The 20378-nt window shown below is 70.1% G+C and carries 20 protein-coding genes; 6 read left to right on the top strand and 14 right to left on the bottom strand.

What is annotated here, in order from left to right; translation table 11 throughout:
- Positions 1-5 precede the first annotated feature (5 nt).
- Together ABZ656_RS32435 and ABZ656_RS32430 are read left to right on the top strand one after the other, a co-directional pair.
- Positions 6-1610 (top strand): wax ester/triacylglycerol synthase domain-containing protein, encoded by a 1605-nt coding sequence (locus ABZ656_RS32435; RefSeq protein WP_360272566.1) that lies wholly within the window; start codon positions 6-8, stop codon positions 1608-1610.
- A 166-nt stretch (positions 1611-1776) separates the two neighbouring features.
- Positions 1777-2814, top strand: a complete 1038-nt coding sequence (locus ABZ656_RS32430) for a beta-ketoacyl-ACP synthase III (RefSeq protein ID WP_360272563.1) — start codon at positions 1777-1779, stop codon at positions 2812-2814.
- Positions 2815-2827: 13 nt separating this feature from the next.
- Here ABZ656_RS32430 and ABZ656_RS32425 read toward each other — a convergent pair whose 3' ends face one another.
- Positions 2828-3127 carry a hypothetical protein gene (locus ABZ656_RS32425; RefSeq protein ID WP_129592422.1) on the bottom strand — a complete coding sequence of 100 codons (300 nt, stop codon included), beginning with the start codon at positions 3125-3127 and terminating at the stop codon, positions 2828-2830.
- Positions 3128-3505: 378 nt separating this feature from the next.
- Between ABZ656_RS32425 and uppS the strand changes: the two genes are divergently transcribed.
- Both uppS and ABZ656_RS32415 read left to right on the top strand, forming a co-directional pair.
- The gene (gene uppS / locus ABZ656_RS32420; RefSeq protein WP_360272602.1) at positions 3506-4192 is read left to right on the top strand and encodes a polyprenyl diphosphate synthase; all 687 of its coding nucleotides are present in this window, start codon (positions 3506-3508) and stop codon (positions 4190-4192) included.
- The gene (locus ABZ656_RS32415) at positions 4189-5652 is read left to right on the top strand and encodes an oxygenase MpaB family protein (RefSeq protein WP_360272560.1); all 1464 of its coding nucleotides are present in this window, start codon (positions 4189-4191) and stop codon (positions 5650-5652) included. Before uppS ends, ABZ656_RS32415 begins: the two co-directional genes overlap by 4 nt.
- A 50-nt stretch (positions 5653-5702) precedes the next feature.
- Here ABZ656_RS32415 and ABZ656_RS32410 read toward each other — a convergent pair whose 3' ends face one another.
- The 3 genes from ABZ656_RS32410 to ABZ656_RS32400 all read right to left on the bottom strand — a co-directional run bounded on the left by ABZ656_RS32410 (position 5703) and on the right by ABZ656_RS32400 (position 8860).
- On the bottom strand, positions 5703-6092 hold the full coding sequence (locus ABZ656_RS32410) for a hypothetical protein (protein WP_360272557.1): 390 nt from the start codon (positions 6090-6092) through the stop codon (positions 5703-5705).
- Between the two features lie 430 nt (positions 6093-6522).
- The gene (locus tag ABZ656_RS32405) at positions 6523-8079 is read right to left on the bottom strand and encodes a ParB/RepB/Spo0J family partition protein (protein ID WP_360272555.1); all 1557 of its coding nucleotides are present in this window, start codon (positions 8077-8079) and stop codon (positions 6523-6525) included.
- A gap of 166 nt (positions 8080-8245) precedes the next feature.
- Positions 8246-8860 carry a hypothetical protein gene (locus tag ABZ656_RS32400; RefSeq protein WP_360272552.1) on the bottom strand — a complete coding sequence of 205 codons (615 nt, stop codon included), beginning with the start codon at positions 8858-8860 and terminating at the stop codon, positions 8246-8248.
- A 132-nt stretch (positions 8861-8992) separates the two neighbouring features.
- Here ABZ656_RS32400 and ABZ656_RS32395 point away from each other — a divergent pair, with 132 nt between their 5' ends.
- A complete protein-coding gene (locus ABZ656_RS32395; RefSeq protein ID WP_360272549.1) occupies positions 8993-10336 on the top strand; it encodes an endonuclease domain-containing protein in 1344 nt (447 codons plus the stop codon).
- 93 nt (positions 10337-10429) lie between these two features.
- Here the strand turns inward: ABZ656_RS32395 and ABZ656_RS32390 are convergent, their stop codons facing one another.
- The 3 genes from ABZ656_RS32390 to ABZ656_RS32380 form a co-directional block, all read right to left on the bottom strand.
- Positions 10430-10783, bottom strand: a complete 354-nt coding sequence (locus ABZ656_RS32390) for a hypothetical protein (RefSeq protein WP_360272546.1) — start codon at positions 10781-10783, stop codon at positions 10430-10432.
- A gap of 517 nt (positions 10784-11300) precedes the next feature.
- Positions 11301-11474 (bottom strand): DUF6233 domain-containing protein, encoded by a 174-nt coding sequence (locus ABZ656_RS32385; protein ID WP_360272543.1) that lies wholly within the window; start codon positions 11472-11474, stop codon positions 11301-11303.
- A gap of 395 nt (positions 11475-11869) precedes the next feature.
- Complete coding sequence (locus ABZ656_RS32380) at positions 11870-12469, bottom strand: hypothetical protein (RefSeq protein ID WP_360272540.1); 600 nt, start codon at positions 12467-12469, stop codon at positions 11870-11872.
- Between the two features lie 1186 nt (positions 12470-13655).
- On the opposite strand from ABZ656_RS32380, the gene ABZ656_RS32375 reads away from it, so the two are divergent.
- Entirely contained in the window at positions 13656-13982 is a 327-nt protein-coding gene (locus tag ABZ656_RS32375) for a hypothetical protein (protein WP_360272537.1), read from the top strand.
- Between the two features lie 370 nt (positions 13983-14352).
- Here ABZ656_RS32375 and ABZ656_RS32370 read toward each other — a convergent pair whose 3' ends face one another.
- The 7 genes from ABZ656_RS32370 to ABZ656_RS32340 form a co-directional block, all read right to left on the bottom strand.
- On the bottom strand, positions 14353-14742 hold the full coding sequence (locus tag ABZ656_RS32370; RefSeq protein WP_360272534.1) for a hypothetical protein: 390 nt from the start codon (positions 14740-14742) through the stop codon (positions 14353-14355).
- Between the two features lie 217 nt (positions 14743-14959).
- Positions 14960-15130, bottom strand: a complete 171-nt coding sequence (locus ABZ656_RS32365; protein ID WP_358390717.1) for a hypothetical protein — start codon at positions 15128-15130, stop codon at positions 14960-14962.
- A gap of 123 nt (positions 15131-15253) precedes the next feature.
- Positions 15254-15772, bottom strand: a complete 519-nt coding sequence (locus tag ABZ656_RS32360) for an LPD29 domain-containing protein (RefSeq protein ID WP_360272531.1) — start codon at positions 15770-15772, stop codon at positions 15254-15256.
- Positions 15773-15998: 226 nt separating this feature from the next.
- A complete protein-coding gene (locus ABZ656_RS32355; RefSeq protein ID WP_360272528.1) occupies positions 15999-18761 on the bottom strand; it encodes a hypothetical protein in 2763 nt (920 codons plus the stop codon).
- Positions 18762-18884: 123 nt separating this feature from the next.
- Positions 18885-19625 (bottom strand): hypothetical protein, encoded by a 741-nt coding sequence (locus ABZ656_RS32350; protein WP_360272525.1) that lies wholly within the window; start codon positions 19623-19625, stop codon positions 18885-18887.
- Positions 19626-19673: 48 nt separating this feature from the next.
- Positions 19674-19937, bottom strand: a complete 264-nt coding sequence (locus tag ABZ656_RS32345) for a hypothetical protein (protein ID WP_360272522.1) — start codon at positions 19935-19937, stop codon at positions 19674-19676.
- Positions 19938-20008: 71 nt separating this feature from the next.
- On the bottom strand, positions 20009-20260 hold the full coding sequence (locus tag ABZ656_RS32340) for a hypothetical protein (RefSeq protein WP_360272519.1): 252 nt from the start codon (positions 20258-20260) through the stop codon (positions 20009-20011).
- Positions 20261-20378 lie beyond the last annotated feature (118 nt).

The following is a 20378-nucleotide window of genomic DNA, read 5'->3' as shown; positions in this document are numbered from 1 at the left end:
ACACCGTGACCGTGCCCCTTCGTCCCACCCCCATGGACCTGACCATGCACGACATGGCCCAAGTCCATCCCTCGATCTCCCAGACCATCGGAGTGATCCTCCACCTCGAAGGAACTACTCCCGCCCTCAGTGAACTCCGCCGCCATGTCGCCTCCCACCTGGAGTCCGAGCCGCGCCTGACGCACTACCTCCGCGGCCCCGGACTCAAAGCCCGCTGGCACCACGACCCAACCCCCGACCTGAACCACCGCGTCCGCGAACAGCACCTCCCATCAGGCGAACAGCACCTCGAGACGGCTCTGACCGGCCTCGTCGCGCACCCCTTGCCCGACACGGGCCCCCTGTGGGACATCTGGCTGCTCGCCGGGTACGCCCCGGAGCGTTATGCCATCTGCCTGCGAGCGCACCACAGCACCCAGGACGGCATGGGCCTGCTCGGCACCCTGACCACTTTGTTCGGCACCGCACCCGCGCCCACCACGCAGCCCGCGCCCCGGGCAGGCGCCGGAGCCTACCTGGGCACCGTGCGCAGCATGCTCACCGCAAGCGCCACCAACAACGTCTGGAACGACACCGCACTGCCGCTCACCGGCCACCGTGACATCAGCTGGGCGCATGTCCCCACGCAGCGATTGCGGCAGGCCGCCACCGCCCGCGGCGGCGACACGAACGACGGCTTCCTGGCCACCCTCAGCGGAGCCCTGCGCACGTGGACATCACAATCCTGGCCCCGCGGCGCCGACAGGCCCCTGCCGGCAATCACCATGGTCAACCTGCGCAGGGCCGAGGAACACGACAGGCCGGGAAATTACTGCACCTTCACACCCGCGCCCCTCCCCTGCCACGAACCGACAGCTGATGGCCGCCTCGACCACATCATCGCCGCCACCCGCACTGCCAAAGACCCAACCCGTCACAAGGCCATGCGTTCCGTGATGGACCTCGTCCCCGCACGCGCCTTCCAGGCTCTGGCAACCCGGCTGACCACACCCGACCGGGCCACCATCACCACGTCCTACCTCGCCATCCACCGGCCCCTCCGCTACAAACAAGACCCCGTCACCCGCATCCAGCCCTTCAACTGGCTCCCACGGCACCAGCCGGCGTCGATCGTGGCCTGCAGCTACAACGGAACCACCAGCGTCTGCTTCGTCACCGACGCCGCTCTCCCCGGACTGAACCAGCTGCCCAGCCTGTTCCACGACGCGGTGGACGAACTCCCGCATCCTCTCAACGACCCGCAGGTGCCGGGCCAACCTCCCCACACCGGCGTGACGCTCCCGGCACCCGCCGCTGACCGCAATACCACCACCGTCATCGACTTTGCGCTCATCAAAGACATCCTGGTCCAACAGGGAAATCTGCCGGCCGCACCGATCACTCCCCGGGCCACGCAGGCACAAGCCGGCATCGACTCCCTGGCCGTTGCCCTGCTGTCCATGAATCTCGAGGACCGCATGGGCGTCGTGATCACCGAACACGAACTGGCGACGGCACCCACCGTCGGCGACCTGGTCAACCTGGTGGCCCAACGGGCAGCGTCACCCTCGACCACGAGAGCCCGGGAGAGCAGGGCCCCCGCCCACAGGCAGATCGACCACACGCAGTAGCCGACGCATAGTCGTGCCCCGACCCCTCGCCAGAAGCTCCGACCCTCACCTGCCGACACCAGTGGCAGCACGCCGGCGACAGCGGGATCACAACGAGCGCCAGGTCAGACGGAATCCCGAAGGCAGATCCTCCGCTGACGGTGACGCGAACAGAGAAGACAAACCGTTGATCTTTGCACGTAAAGCCACGACTCCGTCGCCAGCGTTTGCCGCGCGACTGATCGGCCTGGGGTCCTACCTGCCCCCGCAGAAGGTAAGCAACGCCGAACTCGCATCACGCCTGGATACGACGGATGAATGGATTCGCACCCGTATCGGCATTGCCGAGCGACACATCGCCGATCCGGCGACGGCCACCAGTGACCTGGCGGTAGAGGCAGGACTACGGGCGATGAAATCGGCGGAGGTCGAACACATCGACGCCGTCATCCTGGCCACCGCCACTCCGGACCATCATGTGCCCGGCACCGCGCCGTTGGTGGCCCACCAACTCGGCCTGCGTCAAGTCCCCGCCTTCGATCTCGGCGCAGGCTGCTCGGGCTTCGTCTACGCAACGACCGTCGCAGCAGGACTCATCCACGCGGGAACCGCCAGCAACGTACTGGTCATCGGAGCGGAGAAGATGTCGGCCGTCATCGACCCCGCCGACCGATCTACAGCGCCGATCTTCGGAGATGGAGCAGGCGCAGTCGTGCTCACAGCCGGACACGCTGACGAATCAGGAGCTCTCGGACCAGTTGCATGGGGCAGCGACGGCGAGCAGGCAGACGCCATCTACATCCCCGACGGGGGCTCCCGCCGCCCCCCACGCACAACCGACGACGTGAGGAACCGGTACGTACACATGAAAGGAAACGAAGTATTCCGTCACGCGGTGCGCCGCATCACTCACGTGACTCAAGAATCAGCCGCCGCAGCTGGATGGGCTATCCAGGACATTGACAGGTTGATCGTCCACCAAGCAAACGCACGCATCAGCGCAGCCGTGGCCAACACCCTGGGAATCCCGCCAGAGCGCGTACCGTCCAACATCACCCACGTCGGCAATACCTCTGCAGCCTCCATCCCCCTGCTACTGAGCCACTCCGCGATTGACGGGCAACTGAAACCCAGGCAACGAGTCGTCGTGACCTCTTTCGGCGCAGGCTTCACCTGGGCGGCCACCACTTTGCTGTGGCCCATCGGCCTTCAGGCTCTCGCCTGAGCGCCTACTGCGTTCACCGGTGAAGGGTTCGTCGCTCTGATAGCGTCGCCAGCCAGGCGGCAACACGCGTCAACTGTCTGCAGAAGCGGTGGTGGCCGCCGTGGCGTACGCCCCGCGCGCCGACGTCGTGCAGGGCCTCCGTCAGCCACGCCCGGCCCGGCTCGCCCGCGTCACGAGGGCGAGCGCCGAGGGCGACCAGGCGCCGCTCGACCCCACCGCGGCCGCGCTCGCCGTTGCGGACCTTGGACATCGCGCGGTCGGAAGCGCGCGAGTTCGCGGATTCTTGGATGCGGTCACGCTCCAACCCGCGCATCGATTGGAGCTTTGAAAGGACCTGTGCGCGAGTTCGCCGCTCTAGCACTCGGACAGATTCGATCGTACGAGTCAAGGGTGATGGCCACTCGTTCGGCAGGTCAGGGCCCTTTCGCGCTGTAAGACTCCCGGGAGGGAACGCGCCGGTGGGGCGTGGGCGAGGCGGGAGCGGCGAGGCAGGGTGGGCGTGACCGAGCGCGGTACGGCCGGTCGTGCCGCTCCGGACGGGGCGGGGCCGGGCGTGACGGACCAGGGCGTCCCGCGCGCACGCGCGGTGACGGAGGACCGGCCGGGCGGGCGACAGTGCGGTGGCGGACCCGGCGGGCAGCGGCGGGACGAGAGGGCGGCGCGTGCGGGGCCGCGGCACGTGGCCTGCGTGATGGACGGCAACGGCCGTTGGGCGCAGCGGCGTTCGCTTCCCCGTACGGCGGGTCACCGGGCCGCGGAGACCGCCGTCATCGACGTCATCGAGGCGGCCCGGGCCGCCGGCGTGGAGTGGCTCAGCCTGTACGCCTTCTCCACCGAGAACTGGAACCGCCCTGGCACCGAGGTCGAATTCCTGATGCGTCTGGTGCGCCGGGTTGTGCGCAAGCATGCGCCGCTGCTGCTCGCGCGCGGCATCCGCTGCCGTTTCCTCGGGGTCGCCGACCCGCGCATCCCCCGTGAACTGGCCCAGGACTTCGACGACTTGGCGGCGCTGACCACCGACAACCGGGGGATGACGCTGACCGTCGCCTTCGACCACGGCGGGCGCCGGGACATCGTCGAGGCCGCAAGATCGCTGATCCGCAGCGGGACGCCCGCCGACGAGGTGACCGAGCGGCTCTTCGCGGACCACCTGCCTTTCCCCGACACCCCCGATGTGGATCTGGTCATCCGCACCTCCGGTGAGCAGCGCATCTCCAACTTCATGCTCTGGCAGGTCGCCTACGCCGAGTGGGTCTTCCCCGAGGTGCTCTGGCCGGACTTCCGCGCTCCCGACTTCCTCGCCTGCCTGCACACCTACCGGCGCCGCGACCGCCGCTTCGGCGGCGTGCCCGCCCGGACGAACGGAGACCCATCATGACCACCGAAACCACGGGAACGGCCGACGAGGCATCCCTGTTCGGCCCGAAATCGCAGTTCAGCGCCTTCTTCGACGACCCGCGCTGGGCCCTGGCCATGATCCGCGCCACCGTACTGGAGGCCGCTCACCCGCAGATCGGCGCCGCCCTCGTCGACAACTCCACCTTCGTCGCCCACCCCTGGCGCCGACTGCGCAACACCTTCCTCAGCATGCGGCGCATGTTCGGCACCGACCCAGCGGTACGCGAACGGGAGGCCGCCCGACTCAACCGGCTGCACGCCCGCATGAGCGGCTCCGACTCCCGCGGCCGCGCCTACGACGCGATGGACCGCGCGACCCGCGCCTGGGTGGTCGCCACCCTCTTCGAGAGCGCCGTCACCATGTGCCGGCTGAGCGGCCAGCCGCTCGACCAGGACACGATGGAGCGGATGTACGCCGAGTACCGCGCGTTCCTTGCCGCGCTCGACGGCGACGCCGCAGAACTCCCCGAGGACCTGAACGACTTCTGGCGATACTTCGACCGGGTCGTCGAAAACGAGCTGGAGAACACCGAGGCGGCCCGTGTCATCCTCTACCGGCTCTTCGACCACCTGCCCGCCCCTGCGCTGCTCGACGGCGTGCCGACACTGTGGGCGGCCGGCCGCGCTGTCGCCGGTCCGCTCCTCGGCGCGATCACCGTCGCCTCGCTCCCCGAGCCCTACCGGCGTCGGGCCGGTCTGCCCGAGATGCCCGGCGCCCCAACCCTCATGCAGGGCGCCTACCTCGCCGCCGGGCTCGCCCGATTCCTGCCCGAGGGCTGGATCAACGCCGAAAGCATCATCGAAGCCCTCTCACTCTCGCCCGACAGCGACGACCCTCGCGCCCGCACCGTATCCGCCCTGCGCGCCCGCATGAAGCGGGCATCGGCCCTGCTCCGCCTCCTCACACCACTGAGCGGCGACACCAATCCCGACCCGGCGCCTTCGGCGGGCACAGAAGAGAACCGACGCTCGGCGGAGGAGTTCTTCCGCCGAGTGCTGGACCAGACCGGCGACGGCCACCTCGACTGGCCTGACCTCGCCGCCATGGCACGCGAACTCTCCACTCGCCTCGACCTGGACGAACCCGAGGAGGCCCGGCTCTACGACGCCTTCGCCGCCTGGTGGCGCGAGCTCCAGGCCGCCCTCGACACGGACGGCGACGGCCGCGTCAGCGCCGAGGAGTACGCCACCGCCGTCCCCTCCCTCGCCGGACCCGCGCTCATCCGCGTTGCCGAGGTCCTCTTCGACGCCACAGACAAGGACGGCAACGGGAGCATCGACGCGGACGAGTACCGAACCCTCTTCCGCACCGCCTTCCACCGCGACCTCACCACCACCGACGGCGCCTACGGCCGGAGCGTCTTCGTGGGCGACTTCCTCTCCTTCATGGCGGGCCGCCGCACGGGCACCCCGTACGACCCCCTCCTCACCGACGCCTAACGAGCTCGTACATGGCGCAGGCCTCCACGGGCGGCGGTGAGTGGTGCCGGTCAGCGGGTGATGCGGGCCCGGGCCTTCTCGGCCTGGACGTGGACGGCATCGGCGTGCGCGGCGGCGCGGACCTTGTCGGCCCAGTCGGCGGCGCGCTGCGCCAGGCCGGCGAGGCGTACGAAGTAGGCGTCCTGGTGCTGGCGGGCGCGGTCCATGAGCCGGGCGTGCTCGGCGGTCAGTTCCTGGGCGGTGTACGCGGCGATCGTCTCGGTGCCGTGGCGGCGGGTGACGCGCCCGAAGGGGCAGGCGCCTGCCTCCTGCTCGATGACGGCGAGGTCGGCGGCGGGCCAGCCGGTCCTGGGCGGTGTACGCGGCGATCGTCTCGGTGCCGTGGCGGCGGGTGACGCGCCCGAAGGGGCAGGCGCCTGCCTCCTGCTCGATGACGGCAAGGTCGGCGGCGGGCCAGCCGGTCTCCTCGTCACGTGGGCCGAGCTGGATGTCGAGCACGCACACCGCGTCCGGGTCGTGCAGGCCGTTGCCCTGATAGCGGCGGTGCGGTCGGGGCACCGGGCCGGTGGGGCGTTCGGTGTGCGCGCGCCAGAGTTCGGGGGAGGGGCCCTCCTCGTCCTGATGGAGGCGGTGAAGGTAGGCGACCAGCGCGGGCAGCTGCCAGGCGGCGGAGCCGAAGGGCGCGGCCGGCATGGCGAGCCCGGCCCGGGCGACGAGTCCCGTGTGGTTGCTGACGGCGGCCTGGGCGACGAACAGGGGGGCGTGGAGGCGGAGTTCGGAGCGGAGCATGGCGAGGCCTTCAGGGAGGGCGGCACGCAGAAATGGGGAGGGGGCCCGGGCCGGACCGCGTGGTCCGGCCCGGGCAGCGGGTCAGGACGCGTCCGCGGAGTCCTCGGCGCTCGCGCGATCCGGGGTGTCCTCGGTGTCCTCGTCGGCCTGGCCGTCGGTGTCGGCCGCGTCCGGCTCGTGCTCCTGGTAGGGCTCGTCGTCGACGATGGCCTGTTCGACGCTGGAGAGAGGGCAGCCGATTTCGGCGAGGAACGTAAGCCAGGTGCGGGCGTCCTGGCGGATCTCGCGCAGCTCGTAGACGGCGGAGCGGGCGGTGCGGTCGGTGCGCCAGGTCCGGACCTCGTTCATCCGCTTCTCGAACGTCGCTGCCAGGACCGCGAAGTTGAGCAGGGTGAGCTTGGCCGGGGTCGCCGTCTTGGCGCGCTCGGCGGGGGTGTCGTAGCCGGTCAGCTCCTTGATGAGGTTGCGGCGGCCGACGTCTCCCGACCACTGGCCTACCGGTTTGGGGCAGGTCAGGAGCTGCTCGGTGATGAACGCGGCGAGCGGTTTCTGCGCGGTCTTGCGGCCGATCAGGTCCTTGAGCCACGTCTGCCGGGCCTTCTCGGCGGCGCGGTAGGCCTTGTTGCCCGCCTTGATGTACTCGCGCGACGGCTCCGACGGCTTGGCCTCTCCCGCCGCCTCGGTCTGCTGTACTTCTCCCTCGTCGTCCGTCTCTGGGGTGTCTTCCTGGGGCGGACGGTGGCCGAAGTGGTCCGGGTCGGTGCAGAAGTAGTCCACCTCGCCGGGCTCGCTGGGGTTCTCGGCCCAGGTCGCCACGTGGCCCGGGCACCCGGTGTGGGCCTCGGCGGTCATCGGCTCGCCGTCCGGGCCGTCAAGCTCGGCGAGCGGCTCGGCGGTCGGCGGAAGGGTGTCGGAGTCCTCGGCCAGCCGTACCCCGGCTTCCTTCAGCTGCGGGCGGACCTGGGCGCGGGCCTGCTGCTCGGCGCGGTCGTCGCGTTCCCACTGCACCTGGAACTCGAAGCGGCCCTTGCGGTAGGCCTCCAGCAGCCGGTCTACGGTGTCGCCGTCGTCGTCGAACTCGCCGAGCACGCCGAGCACTTCGAGATCGAGGTCATACGTCCCGGTCTCGGTGAGGACGGAACGGGTTCGCTCGCCGACCGTCTTGGAGGTCTTGACCGCGCGGGAGACCTCGGTACGGGACCGGCCGGTGAGCTGGGCGACCCTCGTCTGCTTCATGCCCTCGCCGACCGCGCCGAACAGGGCGTCGGCCTGCTCCAGGTCGGTCAGGCCCCGGCGGTAGGCGTCGTCGTTCTCGATGAGCTGGTCGATGAAGTCCTCGCCTGCCTCGCGCAGGGAGGGGGCGAGCACGTACGCGGGGACCTCGATCGCGTCCTGCTCCTCCTCGGTCTCCTTGGTGGCCCGGGCGCCGAAGTAGCGCCGGTGGCCCATCTTCAGCTCGTAGGTGTCCTCGCCGAAGGGGAGGACCACGACGGGGACCTTCACACCGTTGGCGGCGACGGACTTGAGGAACTTCTCGTCCAGGTTGAGGTCCTGGCGGACGTTGTTCTCGTTGACGCGGATCTGGCCGAGCCGCAGGGTGCCCCGCTGCATCGGTGCTGTGGTTGCGGTGTCGCTCACGGATTGCTCCTCGTGCGATCGGGTTGGTGTTGAGCAAGTTGCCGCCTGCTCGTGAAATTAATTATACGCGCTGCCGAGGGAGGAGCAACACCTTTTTTCTGGGGGGCGTTCGGGAACCATGCTGGTCAGGACTGCCCTGCGGGCGGGCGCGATGGTGCCGGGGCGGTCAGATCTCGGTCACTGTCACCGGGGGCAGGCCCATGGCGGCGGCCCACGCCTCGGCGGCGGCGTGCAAGGTGCGGAAGCCCTGCGGCCAGATCGGGTGCCGGGCCTTCTGGGTCGCGTAGACGTATGTGAACACCTGCGGTCCCAGGCCGTGAGCGTTCTGCAGGCGGCCGGCCAGATGGGGGTGCTCGGGGCACCAGATGCGGTAGCGGCCCAAGGCGTCGAGCCCGTCACAGAACACGTCGCCGTGCTCCAGGAGGACGGCGACCGGCTCAGGCCGGGGCGGTGTGGCCCGTACACCGCCCTTGGTCGGCACGGTGGCGAACCCGGCCTGCTGGAGGCGGGCGGCGATGTCGGCACGCACCCGTAGCCAGGTGTCGCGGGCTGGTCCGGGACGTGGTGGCTTGCCGAGAAGGCGGCCGATGAGCAGCGTCACGTGGGCGGTGCCGTCCTCGCCGGAGTGGCCGACGGACACGGCCACCTGCTCTCTGGTGAGCTGCTGGCGCTTGACGGCGGGGAAGCGGCTCGCGGGCAGGGCGCTGCGGGTGGCGCGGACGTACCAGGACGGTGCGCCCGGCCGGTAGGGACAGCGGTGGCGGGCGGACGGCGTGCTCATCGCGCGACCTCGTGGGTGATGTCGGAACGGTCGTCCGGGGCCGGACGTTCACCGGTCATGCGGGCGTAAGTTGGGCGTCCGGTGAACGGGGCCGCGACTCGCTGTGCTTCGTCGGGTGGTTAGCCTGGCGGTATGTCAGAGCGTGTCATTAGGGGGCGCGGGGGCGGTTTGATCGCTCTGGGTGCCGCGGATGTTTTGTGGGCCGGTCTGACGGCCGGCAGTGCTGTGCCGACGCCTTCTGCGGTATTCACCTGCTCCCCTGTCGATGCCCGGGCAGGGTACGTCCTGCTTGGCCAGCGTGTGGTGGCGATGGTGGAGGCAAGCGGCGGTTCGTGGGGTGTTGTGGAGTTTGAGGTGCGTCGGGCGGCGGTGGAACTGAGTGCGGTGGAGGTGGACCACCGGGACCTGGTCCGCGTCGGTCCGTTTGGTGGCGCGCCGAAGCAGGGGCACCTTGAGGGAACGCTGCTGCGGTGGCGCGAGCGCATCGCCTGGGAGCTGGGCGGCCCCGACCGGACTGCAAGGGGTGAAGGCGGCCGGTTGTCCCATCTGGCGGGGATCGACTGGCGGCGGATACTCGTGGAACGAACTCGCGAGCGGACGGTGCGGACGTGGTGGCTGCCGCGCGCTGTGGTCAGGCTGCTGGATGCGGCTGAGCATGCCGAAACGCAGTGGCTGCACGCCACGCGGACCCGTCAGGGAAACATAGCCCCCACTGAGCATCCCGCGCATGTCGGGCAGGGCCGGCCCGCCGACGGCCGGCAGACGGCGAGTTCCGACTGCGCGACCGTCCCGCTGCGCCCCTACAACGGGGAACTGCAGGGCCATGTGTACTCGGTGCTCAGCAGGAAGCCGGGCATCTCCCGCAAGGTGGCTGGGTGGGCGTGCGCTGTCTGCCGAACGGCACCCGCTGCCGTGCTGGACCATTGCCACGAACACGGTTACGTCCGTGCCCCGGTTTGCCAGTCCTGCAATACGCAGGAGCGGCCCGATCACCTGTACAGCAACGACATCCGTGTGGCAGGCCACTACACACGCCTCTTTGACTCCCACGCCGCCGACTGGCTGCGTCACTGGCACCGCTGTCCCGGCTGCCGTGCCCGCACCACCCTGCCGCTGCCACACCCCGCCGCGTGGACCGCCTACGTGGCCTGCCGGTCACAGCGCCCGACCCACCGCGATACCCGCGGCTCCCGTGGACGCAAGCCCTGTGGTGCGCTGCGCGTGTCCTGGAGAGGCAGTCATAATGCGCCCGGTAGGTGCCTGCTCACTGTGGCCGTCGACTTCTGTCCTTCCGGGGAGCATCGTGTTCTGGCGCAAGTCCCCTACCGTGAAGCCGCCAAGCAGTTTGGGATCTGGCTGGCCGAGACCGCTCCTGCCGTGGCTGCTGCGGCCGGACCCGACCGCCTGGACGGTCTCCCGACCCGCTTCCGGCCCGTCATCGCAGACACCAGCAGTGAGGACCAGGCGCTGTTCTGACACATTAGTACCACTTCCCACGCCAACGTCACCGCACCCCCGCCCAGTGCCAGTTCACAGCCCACCCGGACACCCGCGAACCCCGCTGCCTCCTCAGCCTCCGACGGCGTGTCGGGCACCTGTGGTGCGGACGCGGGCGGCGTCGGCTGGGCGGATGCCTTGGCTGACGGGGTCGAGGCCGATCAGTCCGCGGTGCAGGCGGCGAATCCGCATGGCCAGATCGAGACGGAGGCGGGGGCGTTTGTCGCGGACCTCGGCGACCGTGCGGGCGTTGACAGCAAGACGCAGGGCGAGTGCGGCGGCGGGCCATCCGGCACGCGCCAGGTCGGCCAGCAGCCGGGACGATTCAGCGGAGCCGGTCAGGCCCGGGGCGCTGGGTTCGCGACGGGCGGGCAGCGGGATACCGAGTACGGCGCGGGCGGTCGTACGAGCGATGTCCCGGGCCACCTGACCTTACTCAGGGACGCGGAGCAGGCGGCGAACCAGGGTCACGGACAGGCCGGCTCGGTCGGCAATGTCCTGCGCCGACATGCCTTGATCGCGCAGCCGAACAGCCCACCGGCAGCGGCATACGGCGGGACGCGGGCGGGCAGACCACGCAGACGGTCCTGCTTTCGCTGTCGGCGCGCCCTCAGCGCCGCCAGGCGGCACTCGGTGCGGGTGCAGCCGTAGTCGGCACAGGATGCCTGACCGTGACGGACGGCTGACCCCTGCGGCCGACGCTGCACCAGCGGCGCGGTCGGGACGACGGCGGAAGCGGACTGTTCTGCAGAAAGCATGGTGATTCCTGCTGCGAATTCGTGATGCCGGCTACGGTACGCGCTCACGCGGACATACCGGCCCCGCGCCTCGAATCCGCCGACTCTGCTTTCCGACAGGAACGGGGTTCCAGTCTCTGCTGGAGCAAGCGGCCGAGCGCTACCCCGTCGCGTTGTTGTTGAGGCTGACGGTTCTGGCCGGTTTATCAAGTTTCGTGGATGAGAGATCGGGCCGCGTCGCATTCGATGCAGGCTGCTGCCCGGGGTTGGCGGAGCGCGGCAAGAGCTTCCTCCCGGGTGAGTGTCCGGTCGCTGGGGGTGCAGCCGACGACGTGGAGGAGTGTGGCCCCAGGGTGTCCGAGATCACGGGGAAGCTTCATGGTGTGGGGTCAGGCATCCCTCTCAGCACTCTCGTACCCGCCCCTCCCTGGTAATGGCGGTTGGGGGCGGGAACGAGAGTTCCTCGGGGGATCGGGGCGCCTGCGGGTGTTGCTGCGCGTCGGCGGCGGCCTCCGCGCTCCGGCGGGTCAGAGCGTGCCGGACCCGAACGACTCCCCCTCCTCTAACGGTGGTTCCTTGTCATCGGGCTTTGCTCATGAGGCGTGTTGCTCAACGACGCCGCGACGCTGCCCCGGGCGCGCGCATCACTGGTTGGGCAGCGCGCTCAGCCCATCTCAAGGGGGAGACCGTCAACCGTCATACGGATGCTGTGTTCAACGCGGCGAGGTGTGAGAGATCGCAGCCGTCGGCGTACCTTATCCGGGCTGCTGTCAGCTCAGATCGTCGGCGTGTCGTCGATGGCCTCCTTGTGCGGTTCGACGATGAACTTCCAGCCAGTGCTGGGCTCCATGAACCGCACGCGGGTGGGGTAGATGTCCAAGGCGCGGCGGTCGCGGTTCTGGCCGCTCGTGCTCTTCCGCCCGCGGGCCGGCTCTTCGAACAGGTCGACCTTGACGTCCGGCACCGCCACGACTTCCTCGTTCCAGCGCTGAACGATTCCCGCGCCGAACGCTTCTCTTGCGGCGGTGTAGAGCGACTCCAGAGATTCCTTGTTCCCGTTGGGCACGAAGAGAGCGAGGTTCAGGAGGACGCCAGCACTCTGGAGAACCTCGATTTCTTCCCCAGCCTCGTCGGCAATCCATATCCCGTGCTCTTCGGCATTGTCCGGAAGAACATGAATTTCCTTACCGAAAATTGTCTTTGCGATGAAGGATCCTCCATCGAAATACTTTCCCGGCTTCGTGAGGAAAGCCGGAGCGTAGCAGTCGAGAGAAAGATCGTCCAGCTCTGCCGAGACGAAGATATCCTCCTGGAGGCCCAATTCTGAAACCTCCTGGGCCGTAAGACGTCGAGCCATAACCTTTTCGGTGTTCACGCTATTTCTCTTTCTTCGTATGGCCACGGACAGTCCGAAGATCCGCTGTTCGCGGCTTCGCCACGGCTCCACCAGTAGGCCTGGGTTGGGGCCGAGGCGAGTGGTACCGGCAGCTGAGCGCGTTGCTCGAGATCGCCGCCCCGGACAAGATCCCAGACACGGGACCCGGGCGGCAAATCTTCATGGGAAAAGCGAAGGCGACAGCATCGCGTCCGGACACCGTGGGCATCCCAACCCGCCTCTGTTCAGGACACCCGCCCGCGTCGGCTTGTTTGAGCTGCATCGGTTTGCCGGTACTGGATTTTCGACGTGGATGTGTCAACACGGGGAGTTTTGATAACGGCCGGCTGGTTTGCGTGAACAGTTCCAGCGCGACATCAGGTGATTGCCCTGCGATGGTGGCGGCTGCTGGTCACACGGGCCACCGCTCAAACACTCGACATCTCCCCGCGCACCCTGGTCGGGCAACTAACAGAAGAACGGCGGATCCGTCGGCGAGCCGGACGGCTACGTGGACTTCCCCGACGCCATCCCGGTTCTCTTCACCACCCTGGACCGCATCCAGGAATCCGGGCCGCTCGGACCGGTGTGGTGGCGGCGCACACCGCCGCTGGGAAACCCTCCCGGACGCATTCCCCGGGACAGAAGAGCCTGGCGCTGGCGCGAGGACGAACGCAACGCAGCCCGGGAGAGGAAGGAAGGATCGGCTGCCGCCGGGGACTGGTCCCAGCAGCACACCCCTGCGCAGCCCGAACCTGCACTCCCGCCGGCCCCGCCCTGCGAGACCTGCGGCGGGCCGCTCAAGGGACTTGGCGGCGAAGACCCTTCGGCCCCGCCGCCGGACGGCCGCACCTGCGAGGCCTGCCGCATCACCGAAGCCGCGCAGCCGCCCACTGGACTGTTCAAAGCCCCCTTCGGCCGCCAGGACAGACAACCCCGCGACGAACCCCCAGCACGGCTGTGGCGGCTCGCCCGTGAACGAGCAACAGCCGTGGGAGCCGCGCGTCCCGCACGGGTGCGTCACGGCCCTATGCCACGATGCTCCGGGCGCCCTGCCAACCCGGGGCGCTCATGCCGTGCGCGGTCACCGTCCCGCTCTGTGAGGGCCGCGCACGGCACCCCCGCTGGCGTGTCTAACACTCTGATCGGCCCTCGTGTCACAGCCCGGGTGGGGATAATCCTGGGCATGAACTACTCGCCGCGCTCGTTCCTGTACGCGGTGGGCGGGCTGTTGGGCACGTGCATAGGAGCCGTGGGGGCCTGCGCCGGATACCTGCTCGGCTCGTGGTGGGCTCTGGGCGCCGGATTCGCCGTGGGCGCGGGCCTGTTCCTTGCGAGCGAGAAAGTCACGATCACGCTGAGCAGCCTGCACACGGATGAGGTCCTGCAAAAGCTCACCGGCAGTGGTGTGGAAGAGGAAGCAACCGCGAACGTGCTCATGCGCGCGGTCCTCCTGTACGAGGCCGCGCTCCGCCGTCCGTCTCCCACGCCTCGACGGCGCCCGGGTCGGTGACGGCGGCGCGCGGGTGCGGGCGATCGCCGGTGAGCTGAGAGGGGAAGTGCGTGGACATGGGGCTCCGCTCGGTGGGCCGGGCGACTGGCCCGGCCGGTCGGGTCGTCGGCTCGGAGGTGGATACCGGGGTGCGACCCGCGGCCTACCTGGTGCGGGCGGTGCGAAGCTCGGCAACCAGGGCGGTTGCGTTGTCGGCGTGGGCGATCGCCGAACTGGCGACGTCCCGCGCGGCCTTGCTCGGCGTACCGGTGAGGTAGTCGGCCAGGTTGCGGGCTGAGTCCTCCAGGGGCTCGTACGCGCCGTCGCTGGCCAGCAGCAGACGGCAGTTCTCCGCGCCACGGGTGACGGACTCGATCGCGGGATGCCCGTATTACGCTTTCCTCTCCGCGTCGGTCTCCGTCGCACCCAGGCACGACGTGATGCGGTTGCGGTTGCCCTGGAAGACGCGCCGAAGGTTGTGGTCGTCGGTGAGGTGCTGGACGGTGCCGTGCGGGGTGAGGACGTAGGCGCGGGCGTCTCCGCACCAGGCGACGGTGCGCGGTTTGCCGGGGGCGGTGACGACCACAACGGCGCACGCGGCGGGCAGGTCGTAGCGCGCGTACTTGTCCTGCCGGTCCGGCTCGGCGGCGTACGCCTCGTACACGGCCCGTAGGCCGGTCTCGGCGTCGGCGTGGAGGGCCGCTCCGCCGTGCGTGTCGGCGGGCTGCGGCGCGGGTCCAGTCCGTCGGCGGTGGGGAACCCGGAGGCTCCCACGGCGCACCGCGCGATGTAGGTCTGTGCCCTGCGGGGGGCGGTCGGGGCGGTCTGCGGGGCGCGGGGGGTCTCGATGCTGGCGCAGGCTCCGCCGTCTGTCTCCCACGCGCCGACGGCGCCCGGGTCGGCGGTGCTACTCGGGTGCGGCCGGTCGCCGGTGAGCTGGTGGGGGAAGTGCGTGGACATGGGGGCTCCGCTCGGGTGGCCGGGCGCCGGGGGTTGGTTCAGGCGGTGGGGGTCGGCTCGGTCAGGGCCGTGGTGACGCGCAGCTTGGCGGCGGTCAGGTCGGCGGCGACGGTGGCCATGAACTCGGTGTCGGCCTCCTTGTTGCGGCTGCCAGGGGCGTACCAGCACTGGTTCTTGCGGTGCCACTTGAAGTCGTGGCGCCTCAGCACGTCGGCGGCGCCGTCGCCCAGCCGCGTACCGGTGACCGTCGTCCCGTCCTCGTCGGTGTGCGTGAGGGTGAGTGGCTCCGCGGCCTCCTCGCCCTCCTCGGAGGTGCTCGCCGGGCGGGCGGTCTAAGCGGCCTGCTCCTTGGCGGCGGCCCAGCGCTGGGGCAGGATGACAAGGAGGGCAATCCGCAGTACCTGCGTCCGCGTGTAGTTGGCCTCGATGGTGTGGCCGTCGATGACCAGGTCAGCGTGAAAGCCGCCGTTCGAGTGCAAGGAGGGGTCTTCACCGTCGCGCGCGTCGGACCACAGGTCGGCGGCGGCCTTCCGCGCGTCTTCGGAGACTTCTTGGTGTGTGTCGATGCCGTCGACCAGCGGACTACCGGTGACCTTCCGGCCCTTGATGGTGACGGTGACCGTGTTGCCGGTGGACTCGTAGCGGTCCTCCTGGCCGTTGAACTGCGAGCCCTGCATGGGGCGGGTGAGCTCTTCGGCGTCGGTTGTGGAGGGACCGTCGGTCCAGTGGACGGAGATCCACGCGGAGGCGGTGCCGGTGCTCTTGCGCACGCTGAACTTCACGCCGGGGAACGCGTCCTGCAAGCGGCGCTTGAGTTCGGCGGCCACGTGCTTGGTGTCGATGTAGTCCATGCCCTGTCCTTCTGGTGCGAGTTGGGTTGGAGGCGGGCGAGTTGCCGCTCATTCGAAAAATCAATAATACGCTCTTATTCTCGCGGGTTCAACGCTTCTGGCGTATCAGTCGGCAATGAAGACGCAGTCACCGGTGACGGTGATCCGGATCGGGATCGTTCCATCCGGGCTGATCACGTCGTCGGGAACCTCGCCGGTGTCCAGATGGACGGCCACCACCAGGCCTTCACCGCGCTCCCGGTAGGCGTAGACCTGGGTTCCGCCGGTCTCCAGACACGGCAACGTCCCGCGCTGCTTTCGGTGTTGGTGGTGAAACCGCGCACGTCGGTTCAGGGTGTCGGTGCGGCGCTTGCTCATCCGCATAGCTGTGCGTCCTCCAGGGGGCCGGTCCACGCGTGCGGGCCCGGACCGGCCCGGGGCGGTTGGGGGTGTGTCGGGACGGGGTGTTGGCGGCGGCCTTCGCCTGCTCCGCCTGCCACGCTTCGCGCTCGGCGCGGCGGTAGTCCTCGACCCCGTCAACGGTGAGCCGCGCGACCCGTACGGCTTCCGCCTCGTCGGGGTGCTGCTCGGCGAACGCGGCGGCCCGGGCATCGGCCTTCCAACCGCTCCTCAGCCACGACGCCAGGGCGTCTTGCGCGTTGCGGTGGCGGCAGTTCCTGCTGAGCCTGACGAGCCGTTCGCCCTCCTCTCCGCCCGTGGCGGTTCCGACAGCGAGGGCGAGCGTCCCGCGCGCCGCACTCAGGGCGTCGTGGGCGGTCAGATACGCCCGGGTGTACGCGGAGCGGTTTCCCTTGCCGTGCCGCTCCTCCGTCCACCGGTCGTAGGCCTCCCGGAAGGGTTCGCCGGCGCGCCCGTGCTCGGCGTACCAGGCCACCCACGCGCGCGCGGGCACCTCGAACATCTGGACCAGGAACGCGAACGCGGCGGCGGTGGGCTCCCGTCCTTCGGCGGCGAGCCGTGTCCGCCACGCTTCCTCCTCGGCCTGGTCCTGGCGCTCGGCCTCGGCGATCGCCACCAGGGCGAGCGCCTCGGCCTCGGTCGCGCGCGGGGCGTCCTTGACCCGTTCCAGGGCGGCGCGCACCCGCTTGCCCGCGTCCAGTACCGCGTCTCGCTCCGCTGCCAGGGGCCGCGCGTCCTCGCCCCCGCTCGCCCGATAGGCGCGCTGGGCCCGGGTGAGGGCGTCGACCGCATCCTGGTGCGCCTGCTCGGCGTCGGCCAGAGCTGTTCCGGCGTGCTCGGCGGCGTCGCCGGTCACCTGGCCGTGCTCGAACCGGGCTTCCGTCGCCGTCGCGGCAATCTTGGTGACGGCGTCGGCGAGCTGGCGGCGCCACTCGGCCGCGTCCCGTCCCCACACGCTCCGTCCGCTCTTTTCGTCCGCGCGGTTGACGGCGCGCGCCTCGCGCACCCGCGCGAGCACTTCGCGGAAGGCGGCGCCGTGGCGGCCGTTGCGCTGTGAAGCAGACCCCCAGTAGCGGGCGCCGTCCCACACGCATCGGGCGGTGAATCCCTGGGTGCCGGTGCGCACCGGGAACTCGCCGGACACCGTGACCGCGCGTACGTAGGTGCCTTGCATGAGGGTGGCCGTGACGGTCACGTCCCACTGGTTCGCGGTTGCTGCCTCGACCAGCGTCCGCGCGTTCCTGGGCAGCTCGGCCACCTGATCCACCGTCGGCGCGGCGGGAGGGGCTGCGGGAGCGTCGCCGGTCGGCTCGGGCTCCTGCGGGCCGTGGGTGGCGGTCGGGCCCGGCTCGGGGCCGCGGGGAGGCTCGACCCCGGGGCAGGCTCCGCCGTCGGACTCCCACGCATCGGCCGTTCCCGGGTCGGACGGCGGGGCGTCGGCGGCGGCCGTAACCGGAGCTGTCTCGGTGCTGGGAGGGGCGGTCGGCTCGACGGTCACCCGGCGGACAGTGTCGCCGCGTGACCACTCGCCCGTGACCCGGTACCCGCGCGCGGCGATCAGGTCGGCGATCCGGCCCCGGGGAACGGCGCCGAAGCTGGGGTAGTGGCGCCCCTCCTCGTTCCACACCGTGGTGCGCTCCCACGGCCAACCTCGGTGACGTTGCCCGCAACCGCATCCCAGACCCAGTGCCACGCCGTTCATCCGCGTGTAGGTGAGTACCGCGTATGCGGCGGTCATGGTGCACGTGAGCGACCGCACCCAGCCCTCGAAAGCCGCGTCATACATCCCGAACGTCAGGATCTCGGACGCGATCACCCACCGGGCGAACTCGGCCCCCTCCTCCTGCGTGCGTCCCTCCGCCACGGCGTACGCGGCGAGATCTTCGAGGTAGGCGGCGTTCGACGTGAGATAGCCCCAGGGGAGCACCGACAGGACCGGCTCAGTGCCGGGGGCGGCGTCGTCGCCTCCCGGGGTGAGCAGGCAGTCAGCGCCAGAGTAGTCGCGCCCGACGAACCGCGACGGGTACAGCGTCACAGGAATGGCCTTGATCCACGGACGCAGCATGACGGGGACCTCACCCGCAGGGGTGGCGCCGATGGACGCAGAAACGACCTCCGCCGTCACGGGCGACGCACTCTGCCTCCCATAGACCGACGCTGACAGGTCCGGCGCGGTCGGCTGCGTGCGGGCGGTGGACGCCTCGGCGGCCACCAGGTCCCCGACGGCACGCCATGCGATGCTTTCGGCGGCCTGCTGGCCGTAACGGGTCAGTGTGGCGCCGTCCCAGCGGTACCCCCGGGCGGTGAGCCGCCACACGCAGCGCAGGACGGATTCCCCTGCCTCCTGGCGGGCGGTGAGCAGCAGCGCGCAGTGTCCGGGCTGCGCCTCGACGGTGGCCGTCCATCCCGCCGCCTCGGCCTGGGCGGTGAGCCGGGCGAGGTTGCGCGGGAGGGCTACCGCGCCCGGGACGTCCACCAGGCGGGACTGCTCGGCGGTCGGGGCGATGGGCGCCGGCACTTCGGCAGGGATCGGGGCCGGCTCCTGGGCAGGGGGGCGCGTGCTGCTGGCGGGGCGCGGGGTCGCGGTCATGTCGGGTCACTCCTGGTCGGGTTGGTGCCGGGTGAGTTGCCGCTCACACCGGGAGGCAGGGCAGGGGGAGGCAAGGGGTTCCCGCCCGGGCCGGTCGGGCGACCGGCCCGGACGGGGTGGCGCTCAGTTGCGGCGGTTCGCGGGGCGGTTGTCCCGGGGCGCGGTGCGGCTGGCCTCTCGGTCGCCCGTCTCGGCCTGCTCCTGGTCGGGGCGGGGCACTCGCTCGGCCTGCCGGTACTCGACTCCCGGCTCCGGGGCCAACGACGCGCCGTCAAGGCCGAAGCTGTACGCCTCCCGGATGTCCTCGGCGGTGAGCGGCCGAAGCCAGAAGTTCCGGATCGTCCAGCCGCGTACAAACTCCGACCCATCGGGGCCGAACGTCCGCACAACCACTGCCCCAGTCGCGCAACCAACCATCGCGGCCGCGATTACAGCGCACACCCGCGTGGATGCGGCCTCGTTGATCAGCACGTCGTCACCGGTCACGGTGACATCCTGGCCTTCGGTGAGGTCACCGTGAGGCGTGCTGGCGTTGGCCACCATGTGGTGCGTCCCGTCGCCGAGAACGGCACTCAGGAGAGACAGGTACACGTCGGCCGCGCGGTCGAGCAACGCGTGCGCCGTGTCGGCGGCGCCGCTCATCGCCTCGTCCGTCACGGCGTCGGCGACGGGTGCGGGGGTCCACCGCATCGCGTCGATACCGAGATCCTCGCTCGGGTCAACGTGCTGCCCTTCAAGGCTCCGCCGTACATGGTCTTGGTACTCGCTCATCGTTCCCCTGCCTTGGGTAGTTGAGTTGGCGGCGGGAGAGTTGCCGCTCACCCGCAGAATCAATAATACGCTCTCTTGAGGGGTGATCGTCAACCCTCAATCACCCCCCGGGCCTGGCGATTTACGGCGACTTCACCGGCGTCACCTTCGTACGGAAGAACATGCTCGGCTGAGGCTGAACATGACGCGCCTGACCTCGCCCGTGCTCTCGCGCTTGCCGTAGATCTCGACCCCGGTCAACTCGTCGCCCTCGTAGGTCACCTGCAACACAGTGCCCTCCCACACCTCGGGCCACGGTGTGGGCCTGCGCGCACCCCTCGGGCGGGCGACGGCGGCCAGACTCCGGGTCGGTCGGCGCTCGACACGTACCCGCTGCCCCATGCTGATCGTTCCTCCGGTGGCCATGCTGTCCCCTTCTCTGGTGGTTGCGGCTCCGGGAGGGTGGGGCGACCGGTGGCCGCCCCACCCTGGGCGCGTCACTGCGTCCGGCCTGCCCGCTGCTCCTCGGCGGCGGTCAACAGTTCGTTGACCCCGTGGCGGGTGTGGTCGGCCCGTACGCGCGAGGCCACCTCGTCGGCGGACGGCAGTCCGAACCCTCCGTCACTGGCGAACATGTCGTACGCCTGGCGCCACCCGCGCACCTGACACTCGACTGCGGCGCGCGATGCGCACGCGATCGTCAGACCTCCCACGGTGACGGACAGTGCGCCGATCCCATCGGGGCTCACTGCCGCACTCCGGGCCCGGACCTCAGGGCTTCGGCGTAGTCGGCGGGCGTCCGTTTCGTAATCACTTGAGCCCGAGCAGGGCGAGTGGGCGGTCTGCGTTGCGGGCGTTGTGTCGCAG

It is taken from the genome of Streptomyces sp. NPDC007095 (assembly GCF_040634475.1).
Classification (GTDB): Bacteria; Actinomycetota; Actinomycetes; order Streptomycetales; family Streptomycetaceae; genus Streptomyces.
This window is presented reverse-complemented; position numbering and strand designations above follow the sequence as displayed.